Source organism: Enterobacter sp. 01-M-02-SI-ECC (genome assembly GCF_047530595.1).
GTDB lineage: Bacteria > Pseudomonadota > Gammaproteobacteria > Enterobacterales > Enterobacteriaceae > Enterobacter > Enterobacter cloacae_M.
The window spans coordinates 1-21607 of record NZ_JBLKCZ010000031.1; the positions used below are offsets into that span (position 1 = coordinate 1).

Here is a 21607-nt window from a genome sequence, read left to right on the forward strand (position 1 = left end):
GATTCACGACTTCAAGGCGCTTTTCGAAGGGGTATTTTGGCTTTGACATATCAGGGACTATTCCATTTCATCGTCCAACAAAATGGGTGCAGTACAGGTAAATGAAAATTTCCCGGGGCTTTCTACTTTCTGTCCCTCAACAATGCTCAAGACAGAAAGTCTTAAGCACCCGCCGCACATCTTATCCCTCTGAATTAAAATGAAAAGATGTAATTCTTTTTCGCGAAAATTACATTATTTCTGCGAGCCGCTTTCCAGACTAATAATTGATTTATTTGATGAGTTAATCAGAAATAAAAAGGGAGTGAATATCTCACTCCCTTTATTCACTGATGAATTAACGGCTTCAACCCATTGCGCTTTCGCGCAGTCGGGCTTTCAGCTTGTTATATTCGTCGATGACGTACTGTTCCGCTGCGTGCTGATCCGCAATCGGCTCCACGCGTACGGCGCAGTATTTATACTCCGGCGTTTTGGTTATCGGGCTTAAGTTCTCCGTGACCAGCTCGTTACAGGCGCCAATCCACCACTGGTAGGTCATATAGACCGCCCCTTTGTTCGGACGATCGCTGACCTGCGCACGGGTAATGATCCGGCCTTTGCGCGAGTTCACCCACACCAGCGCTTCGTCCTCAATGCCGAGGCGCGCTGCGTCGGCGGTGTTGATTTGCGCGTAGCCCGGTTCGTCCGCCAGCGCCGCCAGCGCGGCGCAGTTACCCGTCATCGAACGACAGGAGTAGTGGCCCACTTCACGCACGGTGGAGAGCACCATCGGATACTCGTCGGTGAGTTTATCGATCGGCGCGACCCAGTCGCAGGTGAAGAACTGCGCCAGCCCGTTCGGGGTGTCGAACTTCTCTTTAAAGAGGTATGACGTTCCCTGGTCGGCTTCGGACTCATCCCGGCACGGCCACTGGATGTATCCCAGCTCACCCATTTTTTCATAGGTTGCACCGTAGAAGTCCGGACACAGGCTGCGCAACTCATCCCAGATCTCCTGGGTGTTGTTGTAGTGCATCGGGTAGCCCATGCGGGTGGCGATTTCGCTGATGATCTGCCAGTCCGTTTTCAGGTCCCACTTCGGCTCGACCGCCTTAAAGAAGCGCTGGAAGCCGCGGTCCGCCGCCGTGTAGACGCCTTCATGCTCGCCCCAGGAGGTCGACGGTAAAATCACATCCGCCGCCGCCGCGGTTTTGGTCATGAAGATATCCTGGACAATCACCAGCTCCAGATCCTCAAACCCTTTGCGCACCGCAGACAGCTCGGCGTCGGTCTGGAGCGGATCTTCACCCATGATGTAGGCCGCACGCACCTCGCCGTGCGCCGCGCGGTGCGGCAGCTCGCTGATGCGATACCCGGTGTGTTCCGGCAGGCTTTCCACGCCCCAGGCCTTCGCGAATTTCTCGCGGTTTTCCGGGAACTTCACATACTGGTAGCCCGGATAGGTATCCGGCAGCGCGCCCATATCGCAGGCACCCTGAACGTTATTCTGACCACGCACCGGGTTAACGCCGACGTGCGCTTTACCCAGATTGCCGGTCAGCATCGCGAGGCTGGTCAGGGAACGCACGGTTTCCACGCCCTGGTAGAACTGGGTCACGCCCATGCCCCACAGAATGGCGGCGGTTTTCGCCCCGGCATACATCCTGGCCGCCTGACGAATCTCCTGCGCGCTGACGCCGGTGATCGCTTCGACGGATTCAGGCGTATAGCCTTCGACTATTTTCTTATACTCTTCAAAGCCTTCCGTACGGGTGGCGACAAACGCCTGGTCGTACAGGTTCTCCTCAATAATGACGTGCCCCATTGCGTTCAACAGCGCGATGTTCGAGCCGTTTTTCAACGCGATGTGCATGTCCGCAATGCGCGCGGTTTCAATTTTGCGCGGATCGCAGACGATGATTTTCGCCCCGTTCTGCTTAGCGCGAATAACGTGGTTCGCGACGATAGGATGAGAATCCGCCGGGTTATAACCAAAGATGAAGACGAGATCGGTGTTATCTATCTCGTTGATGGCATTACTCATTGCGCCGTTACCGACCGACTGGTGCAGACCTGCAACCGATGGGCCGTGTCAGACGCGAGCGCAGCAGTCGACGTTATTGGTTCCAATAACGGCGCGCGCGAATTTTTGCATCACATAGTTGGTTTCATTCCCCGTCCCGCGTGAAGAGCCGGTGGTCTGAATCGCATCCGGGCCATACTTGGCCTTGATGGCGCTCAGACGCGTGGCGACGTAATCCAGCGCCTCGCTCCAGGAGACGGCTTCCAGCTTGCCGCCGCGCTCGCGGCGGATCATAGGGGTTTTCAGGCGCGGGGTGAGGATTTGGGTATCGTTAATAAAATCCCAGCCGTAGTAACCTTTCAGGCATAGCGTGCCCTGGTTGGTTTTCCCCTGTGCGGCCTCCGCCCGGACGATTTTGCCGTTATCGACCACCAGGTGGATCTTGCAACCTGAGGCACAATAAGGGCAAACCGTGACGACTTTTTTCATCAGTCTGCTCCAGTTAATCGAATCATTCTCACCCACTATGCAGCTTCTATGCCATGTTTTTTGTATGGGTATCCCCTGACTTTACGGCCCATCCGGGTGAAAACCCTGACAAAAAGCAGTCAATCGTCAAAATTGACGTGTCGACAGGGCGGCGGATGTGACATGGGTTGAATTTCCGTCACTGAAAAAACCTTTTGACTGGAGCCGACGGCAGAATAGTTCAGACTTAACATAATCCCCTGACGGAAGCATACGATGAAACCGGCGATTCTGGTGGTTGATGACGATACGGCAGTCTGCGAACTGCTTCAGGACGTGCTGAGCGAGCACGTCTTTAGCGTGCTTGTCTGCCATAACGGCCAGGATGCACTGCGGCAGGTACAGCAGGAGCCAAATATCGCGCTGGTGCTGCTGGATATGATGCTGCCTGATATCAATGGCTTACAGGTTTTGCTGCAGCTGCAAAAGCAGCGCCCGGCGCTACCGGTGATCATGTTAACCGGGCTGGGCAGTGAGTCAGACGTGGTGGTGGGGCTGGAGATGGGGGCCGACGATTATATTGGCAAACCGTTCAACCCGCGCGTGGTGGTCGCCCGCGTTAAAGCGGTATTGCGCCGTACGGGCGTGCTGGCTGCTGAAGTCCCGGCAGCGCCCGTAGCGGGCATTGCTTTTAACGGATGGACGCTCGATACCACCCGCTGTGAGCTGAGCGATCCGCAGCGCAATCCCGTCCCCTTAACCCAGGGCGAGTACGGCCTGCTGCTGGCGCTCACGCAAAATGCCCGTCGGGTGCTGAGCCGAGACAGGTTGCTTGAGCTGACCCACAGCGAAAGCGCCGACGTGTTCGATCGCACGATTGACGTGCTGATCATGCGCCTGCGCCGGAAAATAGAGGCTAACCCGCATCAGCCTGCGCTCATCAAAACGATCCGCGGGCTGGGTTACGTGTTTGCTACCGATGTGAGCCGGCCCGAGCAGGCGGCATAAGGCTTACGTTATCGCCGGAACAATGATGGCGGCAAAAATTGCGACGATGCACAGATACTTGAGGGCGTAATAGGCTTTACGGTTCCTTTTTTTCAGACGCTGTCCTCGTTCGCGGGCCGCATGAACGTATTTAAAAATGCGGTTAATGCCGCCGGTGCTGTCATTCTCGTCATTCGGTGAGCTGGCTGCGGACATCAGTGTGGTTCCCACCCAATGGTTAACCGCCTGCGCCCAGCGCCATTTCATCGGACGTTCAATATCACAGAAAAGAATAATGCGCGTTTGATCCGATTTATTCTCTGCCCAGTGGACGTAGGTCTCATCAAAAATAACGGCTTCACCATCCCGCCAGCTGTGGCGCTGCCCGTCGACTTCAATAAAGCAGCGGTCGTCATTCGGTGTGAATAAGCCCAGATGGTAACGAACCGAGCCCGCATAAGGATCCCGGTGCTTGCCAAGCTTTGCACCCGCCGGCAGCTCGGCAAACATGGCCGCCTTCACCGAGGGGATTTCACTCACCAGCCGGGTCGTCACCGGGCATAAAGACTGCGCAGAGGGGTGGGCATCGGCATACCATTTCAGATAAAAACGTTTCCAGCCGCGTTTAAAAAAAGTGTTAAAGCCAGCGTCGTTATTATTTTGCGCCGCCTTAATATGATGCTGTAAACGCAGGGCCTCTTCGCGAATAACCAGCCAGTTTTCCGTCAGCTTATTTAATTCCGGGAAGCGCTCTGTTTCAAAGAATGGCTGCCTGGCGGGCAGGGAAGAAAACGCCGTCATAAACATATTGATGGGCGCCATGAACGTCGAATGGTCAAAGAGCTGACGAGAAAGCGTCTGTTTTTCTTTGCCGCGTGAATGCGCATAAATAACGCTGATAATGAAAATACCGATGATGATGGCTGCGAACATTTTTCCCTTGTCCTCTTTCTATCTCATTTCGGAAAAGCGTGCGGGCAGAGTGCTGCCCACGCCGAATATGCCAGATGGAGAGAGTGTAGTTCGGGGATACAAAATTCATAGAACTGTAATGAAAAATCGCAATTTTTGTTAAATTAAGTGCTCTCGCGAATAAACGCCTGCAGCTCGGCCAGCGTTTTCGCGCCGTCAATTGCGTTGGCGGCCAGCAGGCTTGCGCGCGCGCAGGCGTGCGCCAGATAAATGCTCTCCGTGAGCGGGAGCGATTCGTGGCAGCCGTATAAAAACCCCGCGCAAAACGCATCGCCCGCGCCGACGCTGCCGACAATGTCTTTCTGCTCCAGCAACCATGATGGGATCCAGCGGCCTTGCTCACCCGGCGCTTCACCCCATGCGCCTTCCGGACAGTGGATCACCACCCGCTGACGCACGCCTGCCGCCAGCAGCTGCGTCGCGGCATCGGCGATATGGGCGATATTCAGCGCATCGTCGCCGTCGCGCATCTCAAGCCCGCTAAACTCCCCGGCTTCCAGCTCGTTAATCACCAGATAATCCAGATGGCGCAGGGCAGGGAGCACCAGCGGCTGATAGCGCGGGTCGCCCTTGCGGGACACCAGATCGAGCGACGTTTCATACCCCTGGTCGCGCATCTGCGCCAGCAGGCGCGCGCTGCGGGTGCCGAACTCGTCATCGGGCATATCCAGGCTGTCGAGCAGCAGCAGGTAGCCGAGATGGAAGATCTTCATCGATCCGTCTAAGCGATCGAAGGCGGGAAGATCCAGCAGGCGGTTGGCGCCCGGCGAGTGGAAGAAGGTGCGCTGTCCGCTGGGATCGGTCATGACCTGCGACATGGAGGTCGGGGCAAAGGTGGTGCGCTGCACGCGCTGGCGGTTGACGTGGTACTGGTCGAGCATCGCCAGAATGTAGTCCCCGTCGGCATCTTCACCAATCAGCCCCACTGCCTGCAGCGGCAGGCCAACGTGCATTTTTGCCAGCGTCAGCAGCACGTTGAGCGGCGCGCCGCCGGTTGAGCGTTCGCTGTGGGTGATTTCCGCCAGCCAGCCGCGCTCCGGCCACTGCACGATCTGGTGGACGTGATCCACCAGCATGTTGCCTGCGGCGATGATGCCTTTGCGTTCCATTATGCCTGCCCCGCGCTGCCGAAGATGCGCATCTGTTCGGCGACCGTATCGGTAATCGCCTCTTCTATCCCCAGCAGCAGCTCGGCAAACTCATCGTACAGCGGCTGGCGGTTCGCCATGCGCTGCTCCACGGCGGCGAGTGCGGCCTGCGACATGCCGGTATAGAAGTTTATTTTATGAATGCCCAGCTCGATGGCGCGGCGGAAGTCGGCATCGCTAATCCCGGAGCCGCCGTGTAAAACCAGCGGCAGCCCCGTCTGCTGGCGAATGGCGTCCAGGCGTGGGAAATCGAGTTTCGGCTCGCCCTTGTATTTGCCGTGCGCGTTGCCGATGGCCACCGCCAGCGCGTCAATGCCGGTTGAATCGACAAATTCGCGCGCCAGCTGCGGGTCGGTAAAGAACGCTTCATCCGCATGCCCGTACAGCGCGCCGCCTTCATCGCCACCGACCGCGCCCAGCTCCGCTTCCACCGACACGCCGACCGCGTGGCACATCTTCACCACCTCCCGCGTCTGGCGAATGTTCTCCTCATAGCTTAGCGTAGAGCCGTCAAACATCACCGAGCTGAACCCTAAGCGCAGGGCGCGCACCACCGCCTCGAAATGCAGGCCGTGGTCGAGGTTGAGCACCACGGGAATATCGTGACGGGCGGCCTCGAACTTCACCGCTTCGACAAGCGAATCCAGAGACACATACTTAAAGTGTACTTCGGCGATGTTGATGATAAACGGCGAGCGTTCCTGCTTCGCGGCGGCGAACAGCGCGCGCAGGAAGTGGGAGTCGAGCACGTTAAACGCGCCCAGCGCGTAGCGATGCGCCCTGGCGTGCTCCAGACCGTCGGCAAGAGAGATCAATGGCATCATTTACTCCTTATATCCGAAACAGGTTGTACTCGTTGCACAGCACCAGCAGCGCCGGTTCGTCTTCTTCGATGTTGTTATAGCGGGCAATGGGCTGCAAAAAGTGGTTGTCGTGCTCGTCGTCGTTTACCGATGACACCTCCCCAACCAGCACGTCGCCGAAGCCGCGTTCGCCCCAGAAGCTGTGGTACAGACCGGGTGTTAGACAGATGCTTTCCCCTGGCATGAGGCGCAGCTGGCTGCCGGGCGCGTGGGTCTGACGACAGCCGTCGACGGTGACCGTCACGTCGGTGTTTTCCGTCTCTTCATGCGCCCCGGCATTCCATAACTCAATAATCAGATTCCCGCCGCCCCGGTTGATGATGTCTTCCCGCTTGCGCCAGTGAAAATGCATTGGCGTCACCTGGCCGTCACGCACGTGCATAATTTTTTCGGCATAGCACTTTTCATATGGCACGCCGTTGGGCGAGCCGTTGCGCAGGGTAAACAGCGTCAGGCCCTCAGCGGCAAAGCTGTTGCCGCCGAACGCCGTCACGTCCCAGCCGAGCTTGAGGTCGAACACTTCCTGCCAGGCGGCCTGGTCAAGCTGCTGCCATTTTGTGGGCGGGAAGCTGGCAAACGGCGGGAGATGCACGTCGTGCATGGAAAAGAACTGTCGCGTGTGGCCGAGAATTTCATTGATGTCGGAGCGTTTCATGGGGACTCCTGGCTTTTATTGCAAAACCTTAGCACTCACCCGGCCCTCTCCCTTGAGGGAGAGGGGGAGTAAGTTCCCTCTCCCTGTGGGAGAGGGTTAGGGTGAGGGCATCAGGCCGCACCGAAGTTACTTAACCGTCCAGCCCTTATAGGTACCGACGTTCTTTTTATCGATCATCGTCACCGGGATTAGCACAGGCGCTTTCGGCGCAGGTTTACCCTGTAGAATGTCATAGCCGATCTCCACCGCTTTTGCCGCCATCACCTGCGGATCCTGCGCCGGGGTTGCGACAAACAGCGAGTTTTCGCGCTTCAGCGCTTCCTCACCGTCCGGGGAACCATCCACGCCGACGATAAAGAACTCGTTGCGCTGAGCCTGCTTCGCGGCCAGATCGGCACCGATCGCCGTCGGATCGTTAATCGCAAACACGCCGTCGATCTTCGGATTGGCCGCCAGCAGGGAGGTCATGACTTCCAGACCGCCTTCGCGACTGCCCTTGGCGTTTTGGTTATCCGAGAGCACCTTGATATCCGGATGTTTTTTGAATTCCGTCTGGCAGCCTTCGACGCGGTTTTGCACCGCAGAGACCGGCGGTCCGTTGATGATCACCACGTTGCCTTTGCCTTTCAGGCGATCGGTAATGTACTTACAGGCCATTTCGCCCGCCTGGGTGTTATCGGAGGTGATGGTCGCATCCGCCCCTTCCGCCGCCACGTCAACCGCAACGACCACGATCCCGGCGTCCTTCGCGCGCTTTACCGCCGGGCCGATCCCTTTGGAATCCGCAGCGTTGAGGATGATCATGTCCACCTTCGCGGCGATGAAGTTGTCGATCTGCGCCACCTGCTGGCCCAGATCGTAACCGCTGGAGACCAGCGTCACCTTGACGTTATCACCAGCCAGCTTGCGCGCTTCCAGCTCGGCACCTTTGGTGATCTGCACGAAGAACGGGTTGGCCAGGTCGCCCACCGTCACGCCGATGGACTTCAGATCTTTTGCCTGCGCAAACGGCGTTGCGGCAAGCAGCGCGCCAGCACAGAGCGCGGTCACTAACGGTTTCAAACGCATATGGTTTTCCTCGAAGCTGTAGGGTTTTGTTGTTATGCACTTTGATGGTGTCGGGTACGGTATTTGTCGATCAGCACCGCTATGATGATCACCGCCCCTTTGATCACCAGCTGCCAGAAGTAGGAGACGCCCATCAGCGTCATGCCGTTATTGAGTGTGGCGATGATCAGCGCGCCGACCAGCGTGCCGGTGATCGTGCCGATCCCGCCGACGAAGCTGGTGCCGCCGAGGATCACCGCCGCAATCGCATCCAGCTCGTAGCCCGTGCCGAGGTTGCCGTTGGCGCTGTAGAGGCGCGAGGCGCTCATCACTCCGCCAAGCCCGGAGAGCAGGCCGCTCATGCCGTAGACAAACAGCAGCACCAGCCAGACCTTAATGCCGGTCAGTCGCGCTGCCTGCATGTTGCCGCCCACCGCATAGATGTGGACGCCGAGCGTGGTGCGGCGCAGGATGAACCAGCAGATAGCAATGACCGCCAGCGCGATTACCACCAGCCACGGGATCGGGCCGAGGTAGTTATTGCCGATCCACTCGAAGCTGATGTTGGAGTTAATGACCGTCGTGCCGTCCGCCAGCAGATACGCCGCGCCGCGCAGCGCCGTATAGGTGCCGAGCGTCACGATAAAGGGCGGCAGCCCCGCAAAGGCCACCAGCGCGCCGTTGAACAGTCCCAGCACCATGCCGAGCATCAGCGCGGCCGGAATGGAGAGCATGGCAAATTCAGAGATAAGCGAGACCACCATCGCCGCTACCGCCGTGGTGCCCAGAATCGAGCCCACGGAGAGGTCAATCCCGCCGGTTAGGATGATGAAGGTCATTCCCGCCGCCAGCACGATGTTGATCGACGCCTGACGGGTAATGTTGAGCAGGTTGCTCTCGGTGAAGAAGTTCGGGGCGATAAAGCCAAATACCGCCACAATCAGGATAAGAATCGGCAGGATACCGACCGTTTGCATCAGATCGCTCATCAGCATTTTTTTGGCGGAGGCGGATTTCGCCACCTGCTGCGGATGGGTTGGAGTTGTCATGATTGCACCGCCTGATGATGAGTGTCGTTCACGCCGGTTGCCAGCGTCATAATGTTTTCCTGAGAGATGTCGCGCCCGTGGAGTTCACCCGCAATGCTGCCTTCCCGCATCACGTACACCCGGTCGCTCATGCCCACCACTTCCGGCAGCTCGCTGGAGATCATTAAAATCGCCACCCCTTTGCGCGCCATCTGGTTCATGATGCGGTAGATCTCACTTTTCGCCCCGACGTCCACGCCGCGCGTGGGTTCGTCCAGGATCAGAATGCGCGGGCCGATGGCCACCCAGCGGGAGATCAGCAGCTTTTGCTGATTGCCGCCTGACAGCCCGCCCGCGCGCACCTGCGAATGGGGCACGCGGATGTTGAGCAATGCAATGGCGTCATCGGAAATCGACTGGGCTTTTTTGCGGTTTAACATACCGAAGGTCGCGTCGCGCTCCAGCGTCGCCATGGTGATGTTCTCCTGCGCCGCCAGCTCCAGAAACAGCCCCTGCTCCTTGCGGTTTTCGGTGAGAAAACCGATGCCGTTTTCGATGGCCGCACGCGGGGAGTGGATCACCACCGGCTCGCCGTCGACCTCAATCATGCCGCCGGTGGCTTTACGCACGCCGAAGATAAGCTGCGCCAGCTCGGAGCGTCCGGCCCCGACCAGGCCCGCCAGCCCAACGATTTCACCGGAACGCACCTGCAGGCTGCACGGCTGTACTTTTTTACCGTCGGTGAGGTGGTGGACGTTGAGACGCGGGTTGCCGAGGGGAATATCACGCTCCTTGTTGAACAGGTCGCTTAACGGGCGGCCCACCATCATGCGCACCAGCTCGGAGGCGTTTAGCTTGTCGCGCGTCAGGCTGCCGACGTACTGCCCGTCGCGCAGAACGCTGACGCGGTCAGAAAGTTCATACACTTCCGCCATGCGGTGGCTGATATAGATGATCGCCATCCCTTCATCGCGCAGGCGCAAAATCAGTTCAAACAGGCGGTGGGTTTCCCGCGAGGAGAGGGCGGCGGTGGGTTCATCCATCACCAGAATGCGGCTGTTGCGGTGCAGCGCACGGGCAATTTCCACCTGCTGCTGCTCGGCAATGGTCAGCTTCATCACCAGGTCGGTAGCATTGAACTGTGCGCCGAGGCGCTCAATCACCGCCTGCGCCTGGGCGGCCATCTCTTTGCGCTGCACCATCCCGCCGCGCGACAGCTCGCTGCCAAGAAAGATATTTTCGGCAACGGTCAGGTTGGGCGCGAGCTGCATCTCCTGATAAATCAGGGTAATGCCTGCGGCCAGCGCATCTTTCGGCCCTTTAATGTGAAACGGCTGACCGTCGATCAGGATCTCACCGCTGGTGGCGGTATAGGCTCCCGCGAGGATTTTCATCAGCGTGCTTTTTCCCGCGCCGTTTTCGCCCATCAGCGCGTGGATCTCTCCGGGAAAGACCGTCAAATCCACACCCTTGAGCGCGTGGAAACTGCCAAACGTTTTGGCAATGCTGCGCATCTCTAATACCGGGGTTCTGCTCATGGCGGATCTCCTGCGAATGCCGATATCTGCACTTCATCACAGGTGCGTAAATGCAAAATGTCAGAAGCTGTTCATATTTGTCATAGTTATGAATAGCTAATCGCCATCACATTTTCCTTTTCCCTCTCCCGGTGGGAGAGGGCCAGGGTGAGGGCACCAAACCACTCAGGAGCCCAAACCCATGCCATCACGCCGTCCGCCCTTTTTCGCCAGCGCCCGAGGCCGACTGCTGATTTTTAATCTGCTGGTGGTCGCCGTGACGCTGATGGTGAGCGGCGTGGCGGTGCTCGGCTTTCGTCACGCTAGTCAAATCCAGGAGCAGGTTCAGCAGCAAACGCTGGATGACATGACCGGCAGCATGAACCTGGCCCGCGATACCGCCAACGTGGCGACGGCGGCGGTGCGGCTTTCACAGGTCGTCGGGGCGCTGGAGTACAAAGGCGAAGCCGAGCGCCTTAAGCAGACGCAAATGGCCCTGCGCCGCTCGCTGGAACAGCTTGCGGATGCGCCGCTGGCGCAGCAGGAGCCGGCGCTGGTGGCGCGCATTATTCAACGAAGCAATGAGCTACAGCAGAGCGTGACGGAGATGCTTGAGCGCGGACAGCGCCGCCATCTGGAGCGTAACGCGCTGCTGAGCTCGCTGTATCAAAGCCAGAGCTACCTGCGTCATCTTCAGGACATCAACCGCCGTTACGACAGCAACGTGCCGGATGCGCAGCAGCTGATGGAGATGGACCGGCTGATCGCCGCCGCCATCGACACTCCTTCGCCGCGCGCGACCGTTCAGCAGCTGGACGCCGTGGCCGCAGCGCTGCCCCGGAGTGCCGTACAGCCGGTCGTGAAGGAGGTTCTGCCAGATTTTAATGCCGAGTTAGGCAGGCTCGCCCCGCTGTCGAAGCAGCTGGATGAGAGCGATCTGGCGATAAGCTGGTATATGTTCCACATCAAGGCGCTGGTGGCGATCCTCAACAGCGATATTAATCAGTACGTCGGGCAGGTGGCGCAGGCCTCCCGGCTTCGCACGGCCCAGAGCCATCACGAGCTGCAGTCCATTAGCGTGTTTATCAGCATCTTCGCCGTGCTGGCGCTGATCATCACCGGGTGCGCCTGCTGGTATATCTACCGCAATCTGGCCTCTAACCTGACGGCGATTTCCCGGGCGATGTCGCGCCTTGCTCACGGCGAACAGGACGTGTCCGTTCCTGCCCTCCAGCGGCGCGATGAGCTCGGTGAACTGGCGCGCGCGTTTAACGTGTTTGCCCGCAATACCGCCTCGCTTGAGCACACCACGCGCCTGCTGAAAGAGAAAACCACGCAGATGGAGATCGACCGCGTTGAGCGTCAGGGGCTGGAAGAGGCGCTGCTGCACAGCCAGAAGATGAAGGCGGTTGGACAGCTGACCGGCGGGCTGGCGCATGATTTTAACAATCTGCTGGCGGTGATCATCGGCAGCCTTGAGCTCACCGACCCCGAATCGAAAGACGCGCCGCGCATTACCCGGGCGCTGAAGGCGGCCGAGCGTGGTGCCTTACTGACGCAGCGCCTGCTGGCATTTTCCCGCAAGCAGTCCCTGACGCCGCATGCGGTAGAGATGCTGCCGCTGCTGGAGAACCTCAGGGAACTGATGCGCCACTCCCTGCCTGCCACCCTGAGCCTGGAGATTGAAGCGCAAACCCCGGCATGGCCCGCGTGGATTGACGTTAGCCAGCTGGAAAACGCCATCATCAACCTGGTGATGAACGCGCGCGATGCGATGGAAGGGCAAAGCGGGGTGATTAAAATCCGGACCTGGAATCAGCGCGTCACCCGCAGCGACGGGCGCAGGCAGGATATGGTGGCGCTGGAGGTCATTGACCGCGGCAGCGGCATGTCGCAGGAGGTGAAATCCCGGGTCTTTGAGCCGTTCTTCACCACCAAGCAGACCGGGAGCGGAAGCGGATTAGGCCTGTCGATGGTCTACGGCTTTGTCCGCCAGTCCGGCGGTCGCGTGGAGATCGAGAGCGCGCCGGGGCAGGGAACGACCGTGCGGCTTCACCTCCCGCGCTCGACGCTGCCCGCTGCTGCAGACGATGAAGCGCTGTCAGCTACCGCCTCCGTCGATAGCGAGCGGCTGGTCCTGGTGCTGGAAGATGAGGCCGATGTTCGGCAAACCCTTTGCGAGCAGCTGCATCAGCTCGGCTACCTGACGCTGGAAGCGGACAACGGCGAACAGGCGCTGAATATGCTGGAGGCTTCACCGGATATTGGCATGTTTATCAGCGACCTGATGCTGCCCGGCAGCCTCAGCGGCGCCGAGGTGATTAGCCATGTGCGTAATCATTATCCGCAGCTTCCGGTGCTGCTGATCAGCGGCCAGGATTTACGGCCTGCGCATAATCCTCAGCTGCCGGACGTTCCGTTACTGCGTAAGCCGTTTACGCGGGTGCAGTTGGCTCAGGCGCTGCGCAAGGTAATGGTAATTTGAGATTCCTCCGCTACCCCCGTTTCCTGCCGTTGATTATCGTAAAGCCAGTTCACCTGCGAGTCTGGCCTTATGAAACGTTACTCAACTGCTCTGTTATTTGGTCTGCTGTCTCTCACCAGCCAACTGGCTCATGCCGACATTGTTGATGATGCTATTGGCAACATTCAGCAGGCGATCAACGATGCCTACAACCCCAGCAGCAGCCGAAGCAATGACGACGACGATCGTTATGACCGCAGCCGTCAAATCGACAGTCGACAGTACGACGATCGTCGTCGGCAGCTCGAAGACAGGCGCCGCCGTTTAGACGAGCGCCAGCGACAGCTGGATGACGACAGACGTCGTCTGGAAGAGGACGAGCGCAGGTTGGAAGACGATTACGATCGAGGCTAAGTCGGCCTGTTGCCCTCACCCCAACCCTCTCCCATGGGAGAGGGAGAAAACTAATCCAGAACCAGCACCATCCCGTCATACCCTGCTTCAATGCCGTCGGGCAGCGGGTTATCCATCATCCACACGTCAAACTGATGGCTGATGTGGGTCAGGATCACCTGCGGACAGCCAATCACCTCGTTTAGCGCAATTACGGTATTTAAATCGCAATGGTTTCGCGGCGTTTCGTCGCGCGGTGCATGGCTGCAGTCGATAATCATCGCCTGCGGCTGGTTGTTGAGCAGGAACTTCACCGTTTTTTCCGGCAGCCCGGCGGTGTCGGAAAGCCAGGCCACGCGGCTGTGGGCTGACTCCAGCAAATACCCGAAGGTCAGTTTCGAATGGTTGAGCGGCAGGGGCGTAACCCGCATTCCCTGAAGCTCAAACATGACAAAGGGTTCGACCGTATGGCTGAAATCCAGAATCCCCGGATGTTTAAACAGGTCGTCACAGCCCGCTTCATCCGGCGGACCGTAGACGGGGATCGTCGCGCCCACGCCCCAGCGCAGGGGGAAGAGTCCCTGGACGTGATCCATATGGTAATGGGTCAGCAAAAACTGCTGAAAGCTGCCTGCAGCCCAGTCGTCCATCAGGTGCGGAATACCCGCGTCCAGCAAGGTCACCGCATCGTTGAATTTGACCACCGCGCTACAGGGGCGACGGCGATAGGTCTCCTGCAGGCGCGCCCGGCGGCACGCCGCGCAGTCGCAGCCAAAGACCGGTACGAGCTGGGCGCTTCCGGTTCCTGTTAACGCGATCGTCAGACTCATAACGCACCTCTACAGCGGTTTGGTGAATCGGAAATGGCTCTGCGTATATCCTTCACGGACGTAAAAACGGTGGGCGTCGGTGCGCTTCACGCTGGTGGAGAGCTCGGTCAGCTCCGCGCCCGCCTCTCGTGCCACCCCTTCCGCCCAGGCCAGCAGCTGGCTGCCCACCTTTAGCCCGCGCGCCTGCGGCATCACCACCAGCTCCTGGATCTCGCCGATCCAGCGCGCGTGATGGAGGTGAAACTGCAGGTGCAGGCCGATCATGCCGATGACCTGACCGTCCAGTTCGGCAAGCTGGTAGCGCATGTTGTGATCCTGCAGATTGGCAAGATAGCCCGCGTGAAACGCCTGGCGATCGAACTCGGCCTGTTTCAATTCGCAGATTAACGCATAGACGATTTGCGCATCGTCGGCGGTGGCGGGACGAAGCGTACAGTCATGCATGCTGTTTCTCCTTCTGACGGATAAGCGATAAAAAGGTCTCGACTGACTGTAGCAAACTTCCGTCGTTATTAAGGATATGGCAGTCGGACGGGGTGTAGCGCGCCGCACGCTCCAGCCGCTGGTCGATCTCGCGGGCGGATTCACGTCCCCGTCTCTGCAACCGGCTGCGCAGGACCTCCGGTGAAACCTGCAGGCAGACCGGCAGCAGGGCCGCCCCATAGCGGGCGCGCGCTTGCGAAAGATGCGCCCGCGAGCCGTTGACCAGCACGTCGAACCCCGCATGCAGCCACAGATCGGTCTCGATGCCGATTCCGTAGTAATAGCCATTGGCGTGCCAGCTCAGCGCCAGTAGATTTTGCCCGGCGCGGGTGAAAAACTCCTGCTCGCTCAGGGCGATATGGTTTTCACTCCCCGCATTGGCCGCGCGGGTTATGTACCGGTGCGCCACCAGCAGCTGGGGATGCTCCTGCTGCCGTAAGGCGGACAGCAGGCTGTCCTTACCGGAGCCGGACGGCCCCATTAGCCAGATAAGTCTTCCCATCAGAACACCCTCTTTCCCTGACGCCAGACGTGGTCGATATGAACGTGCTCGCCCCTGCGGTGGGCCAGGACCAGATCCGCCCGCTTGCCTTCGGCTATCTCGCCGCGATCCTGCAGATTAAGCGCCGAGGCCGGGTTTTTCGTCACCAGGCGAATCGCATGCGGCAGCGTAAAGCGGTTGCCCTCGTCGTCGGCCACCCGGAACGCCGCGTCGAGCAGACTGGCGGGGTAATAGTCGGACGAGAGGATATCCAGCAGGCCGAGGGAAGCGAGCCTGCTTGCCGCGACGTTGCCGGAGTGCGAGCCGCCGCGCACGATGTTCGGTGCGCCCATCAGCACGTTCATGCCATGCCTGCGGGAGGCTTCAGCCGCCTCGAACGTGGTGGGAAATTCGGCGATAACGCTGCCAAGCTGGTGGGATTCGAGCACGTGATCGTGTGTGGCATCGTCATGGCTGGCCAGCGCGATATTACGGTCCCGGCACATCGCCGCAATCCTGAGACGGTTAGGCTGCGACCACCGTGCCGCAAGCGCCAGCTGCTCCTCCTCGTAGCGCGCCATCTCCGCATCGCTGAGAGAATATTTGCCCTGATAGTATTCACGATACTTTTCAATGTTGGCGAACTGGCGCTGCCCCGGCGAGTGGTCCATCAGGGAGACCAGCGAGACCGGCTCGCGTCCGACCAGCTTTTCAAACAGCGGCAGGGTGGTGTGGTGCGGCAGCTCGCAGCGCAGGTGCAGACGGTGCTCGGCGCGGTTGAGGCCGCGTTTTTGCGTCTCCTCCACGGCGTTGATCATCTTCTCCAGATTCTCCAGGCGATCGCCGCCGTCGCGCACGTCGCCAATCGCCACCGCGTCCAGCACGGTGGTGATGCCGCTGGCGACCATCAGCGCGTCGTGGCTGCTCATCGCCGAATGGGCGGGCCAGTCTACCTTCGGGCGCGGGGTGAAAAATTTGTCCAGATTATCGGTATGCAGCTCAATCAGCCCCGGCAGCAGCCAGCCGCCTGCACCGTCCATCGCTTCAGAAGTACGGCTCTGGGTTTCGGCAAAGGCGCGAATAACGCCTTCATGAACTTCAACCGAGCCATCAACGACTTCATTTTCCAGCACCAGCCTGACGTTATTGATAATCATGCGTTTGTCCCCATCGGGTGCAATCTGTCCGCCACGCGGCTGCGTACGGTTTCGTCGTGGAAGATCCCGACGATCGCCGCGCCGCGAGCTTTGGCCTGTTCGATCAGCTCCACCACGGCGGCGCTGTTTTTACCGTCGAGCGAGGCGGTGGGTTCATCCAGAAGTAAAATCGGGTAGTCGACGATAAATCCGCGGGCGATATTGACGCGCTGCTGCTCGCCGCCGGAAAAGGTCGACGGGGCGAGATGCCACAGGCGCTCCGGCACGTTGAGGCGCGTCAGCAGGCTGGCGGCTTTGGTGGCGCAGGCTTCTCGCGGCACGCCCAGATCCAGCAGGGGCTGCATCACCACGTCCAGGGCGGAGATCCGCGGGATCACCCGCAGAAACTGGCTCACCCAGCCGATCGTCGTGCGGCGCACTTCCAGCACTTTACGCGCGGGGGCCTGCACCAGATCGACCCACTCATCGTTGTGGCGAATACGGATGTGGCCTTCATCCGGCAGATAGTTGGCATACAGGGAGCGCAGCAGGGTGGATTTTCCGCTGCCGGAATGGCCGTGCAGCACCACGCATTCACCGCGGCTGACCTCTAACGAGGCATTTTGCAGCACCGGCAGGCGCACGCCGTTTTGCTGGTGGAGCACAAAGGTCTTACTTACGTTTTCTACGCGGATCATGTTGGCCTCTTAATTCTGCAATACGGACGACACCAGCAGCTGGGTGTATGGATGGTGCGGATCGTCGAGCACCCGGTCGGTTAACCCACTTTCCACCACCTGGCCCTGCTTCATCACCAGCAGACGGTCCGCCAGCAGGCGCGCAACGCCTAAATCGTGGGTGACAATCACCACCGCCAGGTTTAGATCCACCACCAGGCCACGCAGCAGATCGAGCAGGCGGGCCTGCACCGAGACGTCCAGCCCGCCGGTGGGTTCATCCATAAACACCAGCTTCGGATGGGTGACCAGGTTGCGCGCAATCTGCAGGCGCTGCTGCATCCCGCCGGAGAAGGTTGTCGGCAGGTCGTCGATGCGCGAGGCGGGGATTTCCACCTCTTCCAGCCAGTGCTGGGCGGTAGCGCGGATGTTGCCGTAGTGGCGCGCGCCGGTGGCCATCAGGCGTTCGCCGATGTTGCCCCCGGCGGAGACCTGACGGCGCAGGCCGTCCATCGGGTGCTGATGCACCACGCCCCACTCGGTGCGCAGCAGGCGGCGGCGTCCGGCCTCGCTCATGCCGTACAGCGAGGCGCCCTCATACAAAATGTCGCCGTTCTGCGGCGTCAGGCGCGCGGAGATGGACTTCAGCAGGGTGGTTTTGCCGGAGCCGGACTCGCCGACGATCCCCAGCACCTCGCCCGGCCACAGCTCTAACGACACGTCGCTAAAGCCTTTGCCCGGCGCATACAGGTGAGTCAGGTTATTAACCGAAAGCAGCGGTTTCATTGGCCGTTCGCCTCGCTCTGTTGGCGGCAGTAATCGGTGTCGGAGCAGACAAACATCCGTTTGCCCGTATCGTCCAGCACCACTTCGTCCAGATAGCTGTGTTTGGATCCGCAGATGGCGCACGGCTCGTCCCACTCCTGCACCGTAAACGGGTGATCGTCGAAATCGAGACTTTCCACGCGGGTGTAAGGCGGAACGGCGTAGATGCGTTTTTCGCGCCCGGCGCCGAAAAGCTGCAGGGCCGGCATCATGTCCATCTTCGGGTTATCGAATTTTGGGATTGGCGACGGGTCCATCACGTAGCGCCCGTTCACCTTCACCGGGTAGGCGTAGGTGGTGGCGATATGGCCGAAGCGGGCGATATCCTCATACAGCTTCACCTGCATGACGCCGTACTCTTCCAGCGCGTGCATGGTACGGGTTTCCGTTTCGCGCGGCTCGATAAAGCGCAGCGGCTCCGGGATCGGCACCTGGAAAATCAAAATCTGATCTTCAGTGAGCGGGGTTTCCGGGATGCGGTGTCGGGTCTGGATCAGCGTGGCGTCTTCGGTTTTTTCGGTGGTATTGACGCCGGTGACGCGCTGGAAGAAGCTGCGGATCGACACGGCGTTGGTAGTGTCGTCGGCGCCCTGGTCGATGACCTTCAGCACGTCCGCCTCGCCGATCACGCTGGCGGTAATCTGGATGCCGCCCGTGCCCCAGCCGTAGGGCATCGGCATTTCGCGGCCGCCGAACGGCACCTGATAGCCCGGAATGGCCACCGCTTTTAAGATGGCGCGGCGGATCATGCGTTTGGTTTGCTCATCCAGATAGGCAAAGTTGTAGCCGCTTAAGTTAGCCATTTTTGCGCTCCCGTTGCAGGCGTTTCAGCAGTTCCAGTTCGGCCTGGAAATCGACGTAGTGCGGCAGCTTGAGGTGCGAGACAAAACCGGCGGCCTCAACGTTATCCGCGTGGGCCAGCACGAACTCTTCGTCCTGCGCCGGGCCTGCAACGTGCTCGCCGTAGTCCGGCGCCTGGAGTGCGCGGTCGACCAGCGCCATGGCCATGGCCTTGCGCTCGCCGAGGCCGAATACCAGCCCGTAGCCGCGGGTAAAGTGCGGGTCTTCGTCTTCCGGGGCGACGAAACCGTTGACCATTTCACATTCGGTCATCAGCAGTTCGCCGATGTTCACCGCAAAACCCAGCTCTTCCGGTACGATCTCGACGTCGATGTAGCCGCTGCGAATTTCGGCTGCAAACGGGTGGTTGCGCCCGTAGCCGCGCTGGGTGGAGTAGGCCAGCGCCAGCAGATAGCCTTCGTCGCCGCGCATCAGCTGCTGCAGGCGGGACGAGCGCGAGCACGAGTAAACCGGCGGCGTGCGGGTGATGTCATCCGGCTGCGCGCCAGAATCTTCTTCCGCCTTCGCCAGGCCCTGTTTTGCCAGCAGGCTGAAGACGTGCGGAGACGGTTCCTGTTCGGCGTCGGAGGTGCTGAGCGTCGGCGCTTCGCCGTTCGCCAGCAGGGTAAAATCCAGCAGGCGGTGGGTGTAGTCGTACGTGGGGCCAAGCAGCTGGCCGCCGGGAACGTCTTTATAAACGGCAGAAATGCGGCGTTCCAGGCGCATCTCCGCCGTGTTCACCGGCTCGCTTACCGCCAGTCTGGCAAGCGTGGTGCGGTAGGCGCGCAGCAGGAAGATGGCTTCCACGTTGTCGCCGCTGGCCTGCTTCAGGGCCAGCGCCGCCAGCTCGCGGTCGGCAATGCCGCCTTCGGTCATCACCCGGTCGACGGCGAGGTTTAGCTGCTGTTCAATCTGGGCGACGCTCAGCTCGGGAAGCCGTTCATCGCCCCGTCGTCTGTGCGCCTGTAGCGCATGGGCGGCGGCGATGGCCTTCTCGCCCCCTTTGACGGCAACGTACATCAGCACACCTCCACGTGGGTGGTCCGCGGGATTGCCAGCAGGCGCTCGCCGCAGGTCAGGATCAGGTCAATGCCCAGCGGGAACGGGTGCGGGCGCTCGGTCAGCTCGTGAATGATGCACTCCGGCAGCTGCGGCGCGACCATGCGCTCGTCGGCGATGCCTGCCCCCGTGAGGCGCAGCATGCGGCCGCCGCTCAGGCTGGAGACCTGCAAAATCAGGGTGGCGCTGGTCTCCGGGGCGACGGTGCTGCCTTCGCTCAGGGCGTTCAATTGCTCATGGCTGATTTGTTCATCGGCCACGGCAAAAACCGCCTGCTGGGGCTGATCGACCAGCGGAGCGCTGGTGTGAAAACGCAGGTTCTGGCTGGCGATATCGTTCGACAGCGCGCCCGAAAGCCACACCGGGGTGTCGTTGTCGGCAAGCGTCAGCAGCACGCTGGTGGTCGCCAGATTCAGCGGCAGCCAGCCCTGGGAGAGCTGGTGCAGCGAGACGATCGCGCCCGGCTCGCTCATCGCCTTCAGCAGGCGACGAAAACTGTGTTGGGCATCCTGGACGGCCAGGGTAAAAGCAGGTTGAAGCGTCATGCGTTGTCTCCGCGAACGAGCGTAAAGAAGTCGACCCGGCTGGTATTCACTTCGGCCTGACGCGCGGCAAGACGTGCGGCGCGGTCGGCTTCCAGCGGGGTAATAAGGGTTTCCATTAGCATCTGGAAATACGGCTGTTCCTGTAAAAGCGCGTCGATCACCGCGCAGCGCTCGGCGTGGGCTTTATCACGCCCCAGCACGTAGCTGTAGCCCAGCGTGCCGCTGTTCAGGCGGATTGCCGCGTGGGTGAGGGTGGCGTCTCCGGCGAAAAAGCGCTCGCCGGTGCCGCCCATGCGCGCCTGGATCTGAACAAGGCCGATCTCCGGGGCGCGAAGGGTGTCGTAGTCTGGCGTCAGGCTGAGAACGTTCATGCGGGCAGCCAGCGCAGCAGGCTGGCTGTGGGCCAGCACGCGCATCCAGCGCTGTCGGGTGGCGATGTCGAAGTGCATTCAGTGCTCCATGGTGAATTCGATCATGTCGGCGCGGGTCAGGCTGACGGAGTATTCCGTCGCGTTGATCTCGCCGTCACGGTGGTTGAGGGTGCGTACGCAGAGCAGCGGGGCCATATTGGGGATTTCGAGCACCTTGCTCTCTTTCGCCTGCGCGCGACGGGCGCTGATGCGCGTCTGGGTACGCTTGAGCGCAATGCCGGTCGCATCCTGAAGAAAGTCATGCAGCGAGCCGCTGGAGAAATGCTGGAGCACGGGCCAGAGGGCGAGGTCCGCAAAGTAGTGGTCTATCTGGCATACCGCCACGCCGTTAACGCGACGCAGGGTACGCAGGTGAATGACGTCGTCGCCCTCCTGAATACCCAGCGCGTCCGCCACGTGGCTGGAGGCCGGACGCAATACCGAGAGCAGCTTTTCGCTGGTCGGGTGGCTGCCCTGATCCAGCAGGTTCTGGCTAAAGCGCGCCTGGGCGTTCAGCGGGTAGTCGAACGGGCGCATCAGCACCAGCACGCCCACGCCCTGACGGCGCTGGACCCAGCCGCGCTCGACCAGCTGGTCAATGGCGCGACGCAGGGTGTGGCGGTTCACTTCATAGCGGTCGGCAAGCTGCTGCTCGGCGGGCAGGTAGTCCCCGCAGCGGTAGTGCGTGCGCAGCTCCACTTCGAGCTTTGCGGCAATCTCTTGCCAGCGGGTAGGATAACTGGTCGGATGTCTGGATAAGTGCATAGAAAACAA

22 protein-coding genes are annotated in these 21607 nt (G+C 60.2%); 3 read left to right on the plus strand and 19 right to left on the minus strand.

Annotated elements, in window-relative coordinates; translation table 11 throughout:
- Positions 1-346: 346 nt before the first annotated feature.
- Complete coding sequence (gene fdhF, locus ACMWLG_RS22955; RefSeq protein WP_080298645.1) at positions 347-2494, minus strand: formate dehydrogenase subunit alpha; 2148 nt, start codon at positions 2492-2494, stop codon at positions 347-349.
- Positions 2495-2749: 255 nt separating this feature from the next.
- Here fdhF and ACMWLG_RS22960 point away from each other — a divergent pair, with 255 nt between their 5' ends.
- Positions 2750-3481: a response regulator gene (locus ACMWLG_RS22960; RefSeq protein WP_045402460.1), complete on the plus strand. Its 732-nt coding sequence runs from the start codon at positions 2750-2752 to the stop codon at positions 3479-3481.
- A gap of 3 nt (positions 3482-3484) precedes the next feature.
- On the opposite strand, the gene lpxO is transcribed toward ACMWLG_RS22960, so the two are convergent.
- The 7 genes from lpxO to ACMWLG_RS22995 form a co-directional block, all read right to left on the minus strand.
- Positions 3485-4393, minus strand: coding sequence for a lipid A hydroxylase LpxO (lpxO, locus tag ACMWLG_RS22965; RefSeq protein WP_023310073.1), 909 nt, complete (start codon positions 4391-4393; stop codon positions 3485-3487).
- A 143-nt stretch (positions 4394-4536) separates the two neighbouring features.
- Positions 4537-5541 carry a carbohydrate kinase family protein gene (locus ACMWLG_RS22970; RefSeq protein ID WP_023310074.1) on the minus strand — a complete coding sequence of 335 codons (1005 nt, stop codon included), beginning with the start codon at positions 5539-5541 and terminating at the stop codon, positions 4537-4539.
- Positions 5541-6401 (minus strand): ketose 1,6-bisphosphate aldolase, encoded by an 861-nt coding sequence (locus tag ACMWLG_RS22975; RefSeq protein ID WP_023310075.1) that lies wholly within the window; start codon positions 6399-6401, stop codon positions 5541-5543. The genes ACMWLG_RS22970 and ACMWLG_RS22975 overlap by 1 nt, the downstream gene beginning before the upstream one ends.
- 10 nt (positions 6402-6411) lie before the next feature.
- Positions 6412-7098: a D-lyxose/D-mannose family sugar isomerase gene (locus tag ACMWLG_RS22980; RefSeq protein ID WP_045402457.1), complete on the minus strand. Its 687-nt coding sequence runs from the start codon at positions 7096-7098 to the stop codon at positions 6412-6414.
- A 126-nt stretch (positions 7099-7224) separates the two neighbouring features.
- Complete coding sequence (locus ACMWLG_RS22985; RefSeq protein WP_021242935.1) at positions 7225-8166, minus strand: ABC transporter substrate-binding protein; 942 nt, start codon at positions 8164-8166, stop codon at positions 7225-7227.
- Positions 8167-8198: 32 nt separating this feature from the next.
- Positions 8199-9194 carry an ABC transporter permease subunit gene (locus ACMWLG_RS22990; protein WP_045402454.1) on the minus strand — a complete coding sequence of 332 codons (996 nt, stop codon included), beginning with the start codon at positions 9192-9194 and terminating at the stop codon, positions 8199-8201.
- Positions 9191-10711 (minus strand): sugar ABC transporter ATP-binding protein, encoded by a 1521-nt coding sequence (locus tag ACMWLG_RS22995; RefSeq protein WP_045402451.1) that lies wholly within the window; start codon positions 10709-10711, stop codon positions 9191-9193. The genes ACMWLG_RS22990 and ACMWLG_RS22995 overlap by 4 nt, the downstream gene beginning before the upstream one ends.
- Before the next feature lie 181 nt (positions 10712-10892).
- Between ACMWLG_RS22995 and ACMWLG_RS23000 the strand changes: the two genes are divergently transcribed.
- Together ACMWLG_RS23000 and yjdP are read left to right on the plus strand one after the other, a co-directional pair.
- A complete protein-coding gene (locus tag ACMWLG_RS23000; RefSeq protein WP_045402449.1) occupies positions 10893-13175 on the plus strand; it encodes an ATP-binding protein in 2283 nt (760 codons plus the stop codon).
- 69 nt (positions 13176-13244) lie between these two features.
- Positions 13245-13568 carry a DDRRRQL repeat protein YjdP gene (gene yjdP, locus ACMWLG_RS23005; protein ID WP_033144428.1) on the plus strand — a complete coding sequence of 108 codons (324 nt, stop codon included), beginning with the start codon at positions 13245-13247 and terminating at the stop codon, positions 13566-13568.
- A 50-nt stretch (positions 13569-13618) separates the two neighbouring features.
- Here the strand turns inward: yjdP and phnP are convergent, their stop codons facing one another.
- Genes phnP through phnF form a run of 11 tightly spaced genes read right to left on the minus strand, consistent with a single transcriptional unit; the run spans position 13619 to position 21598 of the window.
- Positions 13619-14377: a phosphonate metabolism protein PhnP gene (gene phnP / locus ACMWLG_RS23010; protein ID WP_045402446.1), complete on the minus strand. Its 759-nt coding sequence runs from the start codon at positions 14375-14377 to the stop codon at positions 13619-13621.
- 9 nt (positions 14378-14386) lie between these two features.
- The gene (phnO, locus tag ACMWLG_RS23015) at positions 14387-14821 is read right to left on the minus strand and encodes an aminoalkylphosphonate N-acetyltransferase (protein ID WP_045402443.1); all 435 of its coding nucleotides are present in this window, start codon (positions 14819-14821) and stop codon (positions 14387-14389) included.
- A complete protein-coding gene (gene phnN / locus ACMWLG_RS23020) occupies positions 14814-15365 on the minus strand; it encodes a ribose 1,5-bisphosphokinase (protein ID WP_100245679.1) in 552 nt (183 codons plus the stop codon). Before phnN ends, phnO begins: the two co-directional genes overlap by 8 nt.
- On the minus strand, positions 15362-16498 hold the full coding sequence (phnM, locus tag ACMWLG_RS23025; RefSeq protein ID WP_045402437.1) for an alpha-D-ribose 1-methylphosphonate 5-triphosphate diphosphatase: 1137 nt from the start codon (positions 16496-16498) through the stop codon (positions 15362-15364). Before phnM ends, phnN begins: the two co-directional genes overlap by 4 nt.
- Positions 16495-17175 carry a phosphonate C-P lyase system protein PhnL gene (gene phnL, locus ACMWLG_RS23030; protein WP_045402434.1) on the minus strand — a complete coding sequence of 227 codons (681 nt, stop codon included), beginning with the start codon at positions 17173-17175 and terminating at the stop codon, positions 16495-16497. Before phnL ends, phnM begins: the two co-directional genes overlap by 4 nt.
- A 9-nt stretch (positions 17176-17184) precedes the next feature.
- Positions 17185-17940 carry a phosphonate C-P lyase system protein PhnK gene (gene phnK, locus ACMWLG_RS23035; protein ID WP_045402430.1) on the minus strand — a complete coding sequence of 252 codons (756 nt, stop codon included), beginning with the start codon at positions 17938-17940 and terminating at the stop codon, positions 17185-17187.
- Positions 17937-18782, minus strand: coding sequence for an alpha-D-ribose 1-methylphosphonate 5-phosphate C-P-lyase PhnJ (gene phnJ / locus ACMWLG_RS23040; RefSeq protein ID WP_023310087.1), 846 nt, complete (start codon positions 18780-18782; stop codon positions 17937-17939). Before phnJ ends, phnK begins: the two co-directional genes overlap by 4 nt.
- Positions 18775-19839 carry a carbon-phosphorus lyase complex subunit PhnI gene (locus ACMWLG_RS23045; protein ID WP_045402427.1) on the minus strand — a complete coding sequence of 355 codons (1065 nt, stop codon included), beginning with the start codon at positions 19837-19839 and terminating at the stop codon, positions 18775-18777. Before ACMWLG_RS23045 ends, phnJ begins: the two co-directional genes overlap by 8 nt.
- Complete coding sequence (gene phnH, locus ACMWLG_RS23050; RefSeq protein ID WP_045355276.1) at positions 19839-20423, minus strand: phosphonate C-P lyase system protein PhnH; 585 nt, start codon at positions 20421-20423, stop codon at positions 19839-19841. Before phnH ends, ACMWLG_RS23045 begins: the two co-directional genes overlap by 1 nt.
- Entirely contained in the window at positions 20420-20872 is a 453-nt protein-coding gene (phnG, locus tag ACMWLG_RS23055) for a phosphonate C-P lyase system protein PhnG (protein WP_045620073.1), read from the minus strand. The genes phnH and phnG overlap by 4 nt, the downstream gene beginning before the upstream one ends.
- Complete coding sequence (gene phnF / locus ACMWLG_RS23060; protein ID WP_023310091.1) at positions 20873-21598, minus strand: phosphonate metabolism transcriptional regulator PhnF; 726 nt, start codon at positions 21596-21598, stop codon at positions 20873-20875.
- Positions 21599-21607: the final 9 nt, after the last annotated feature.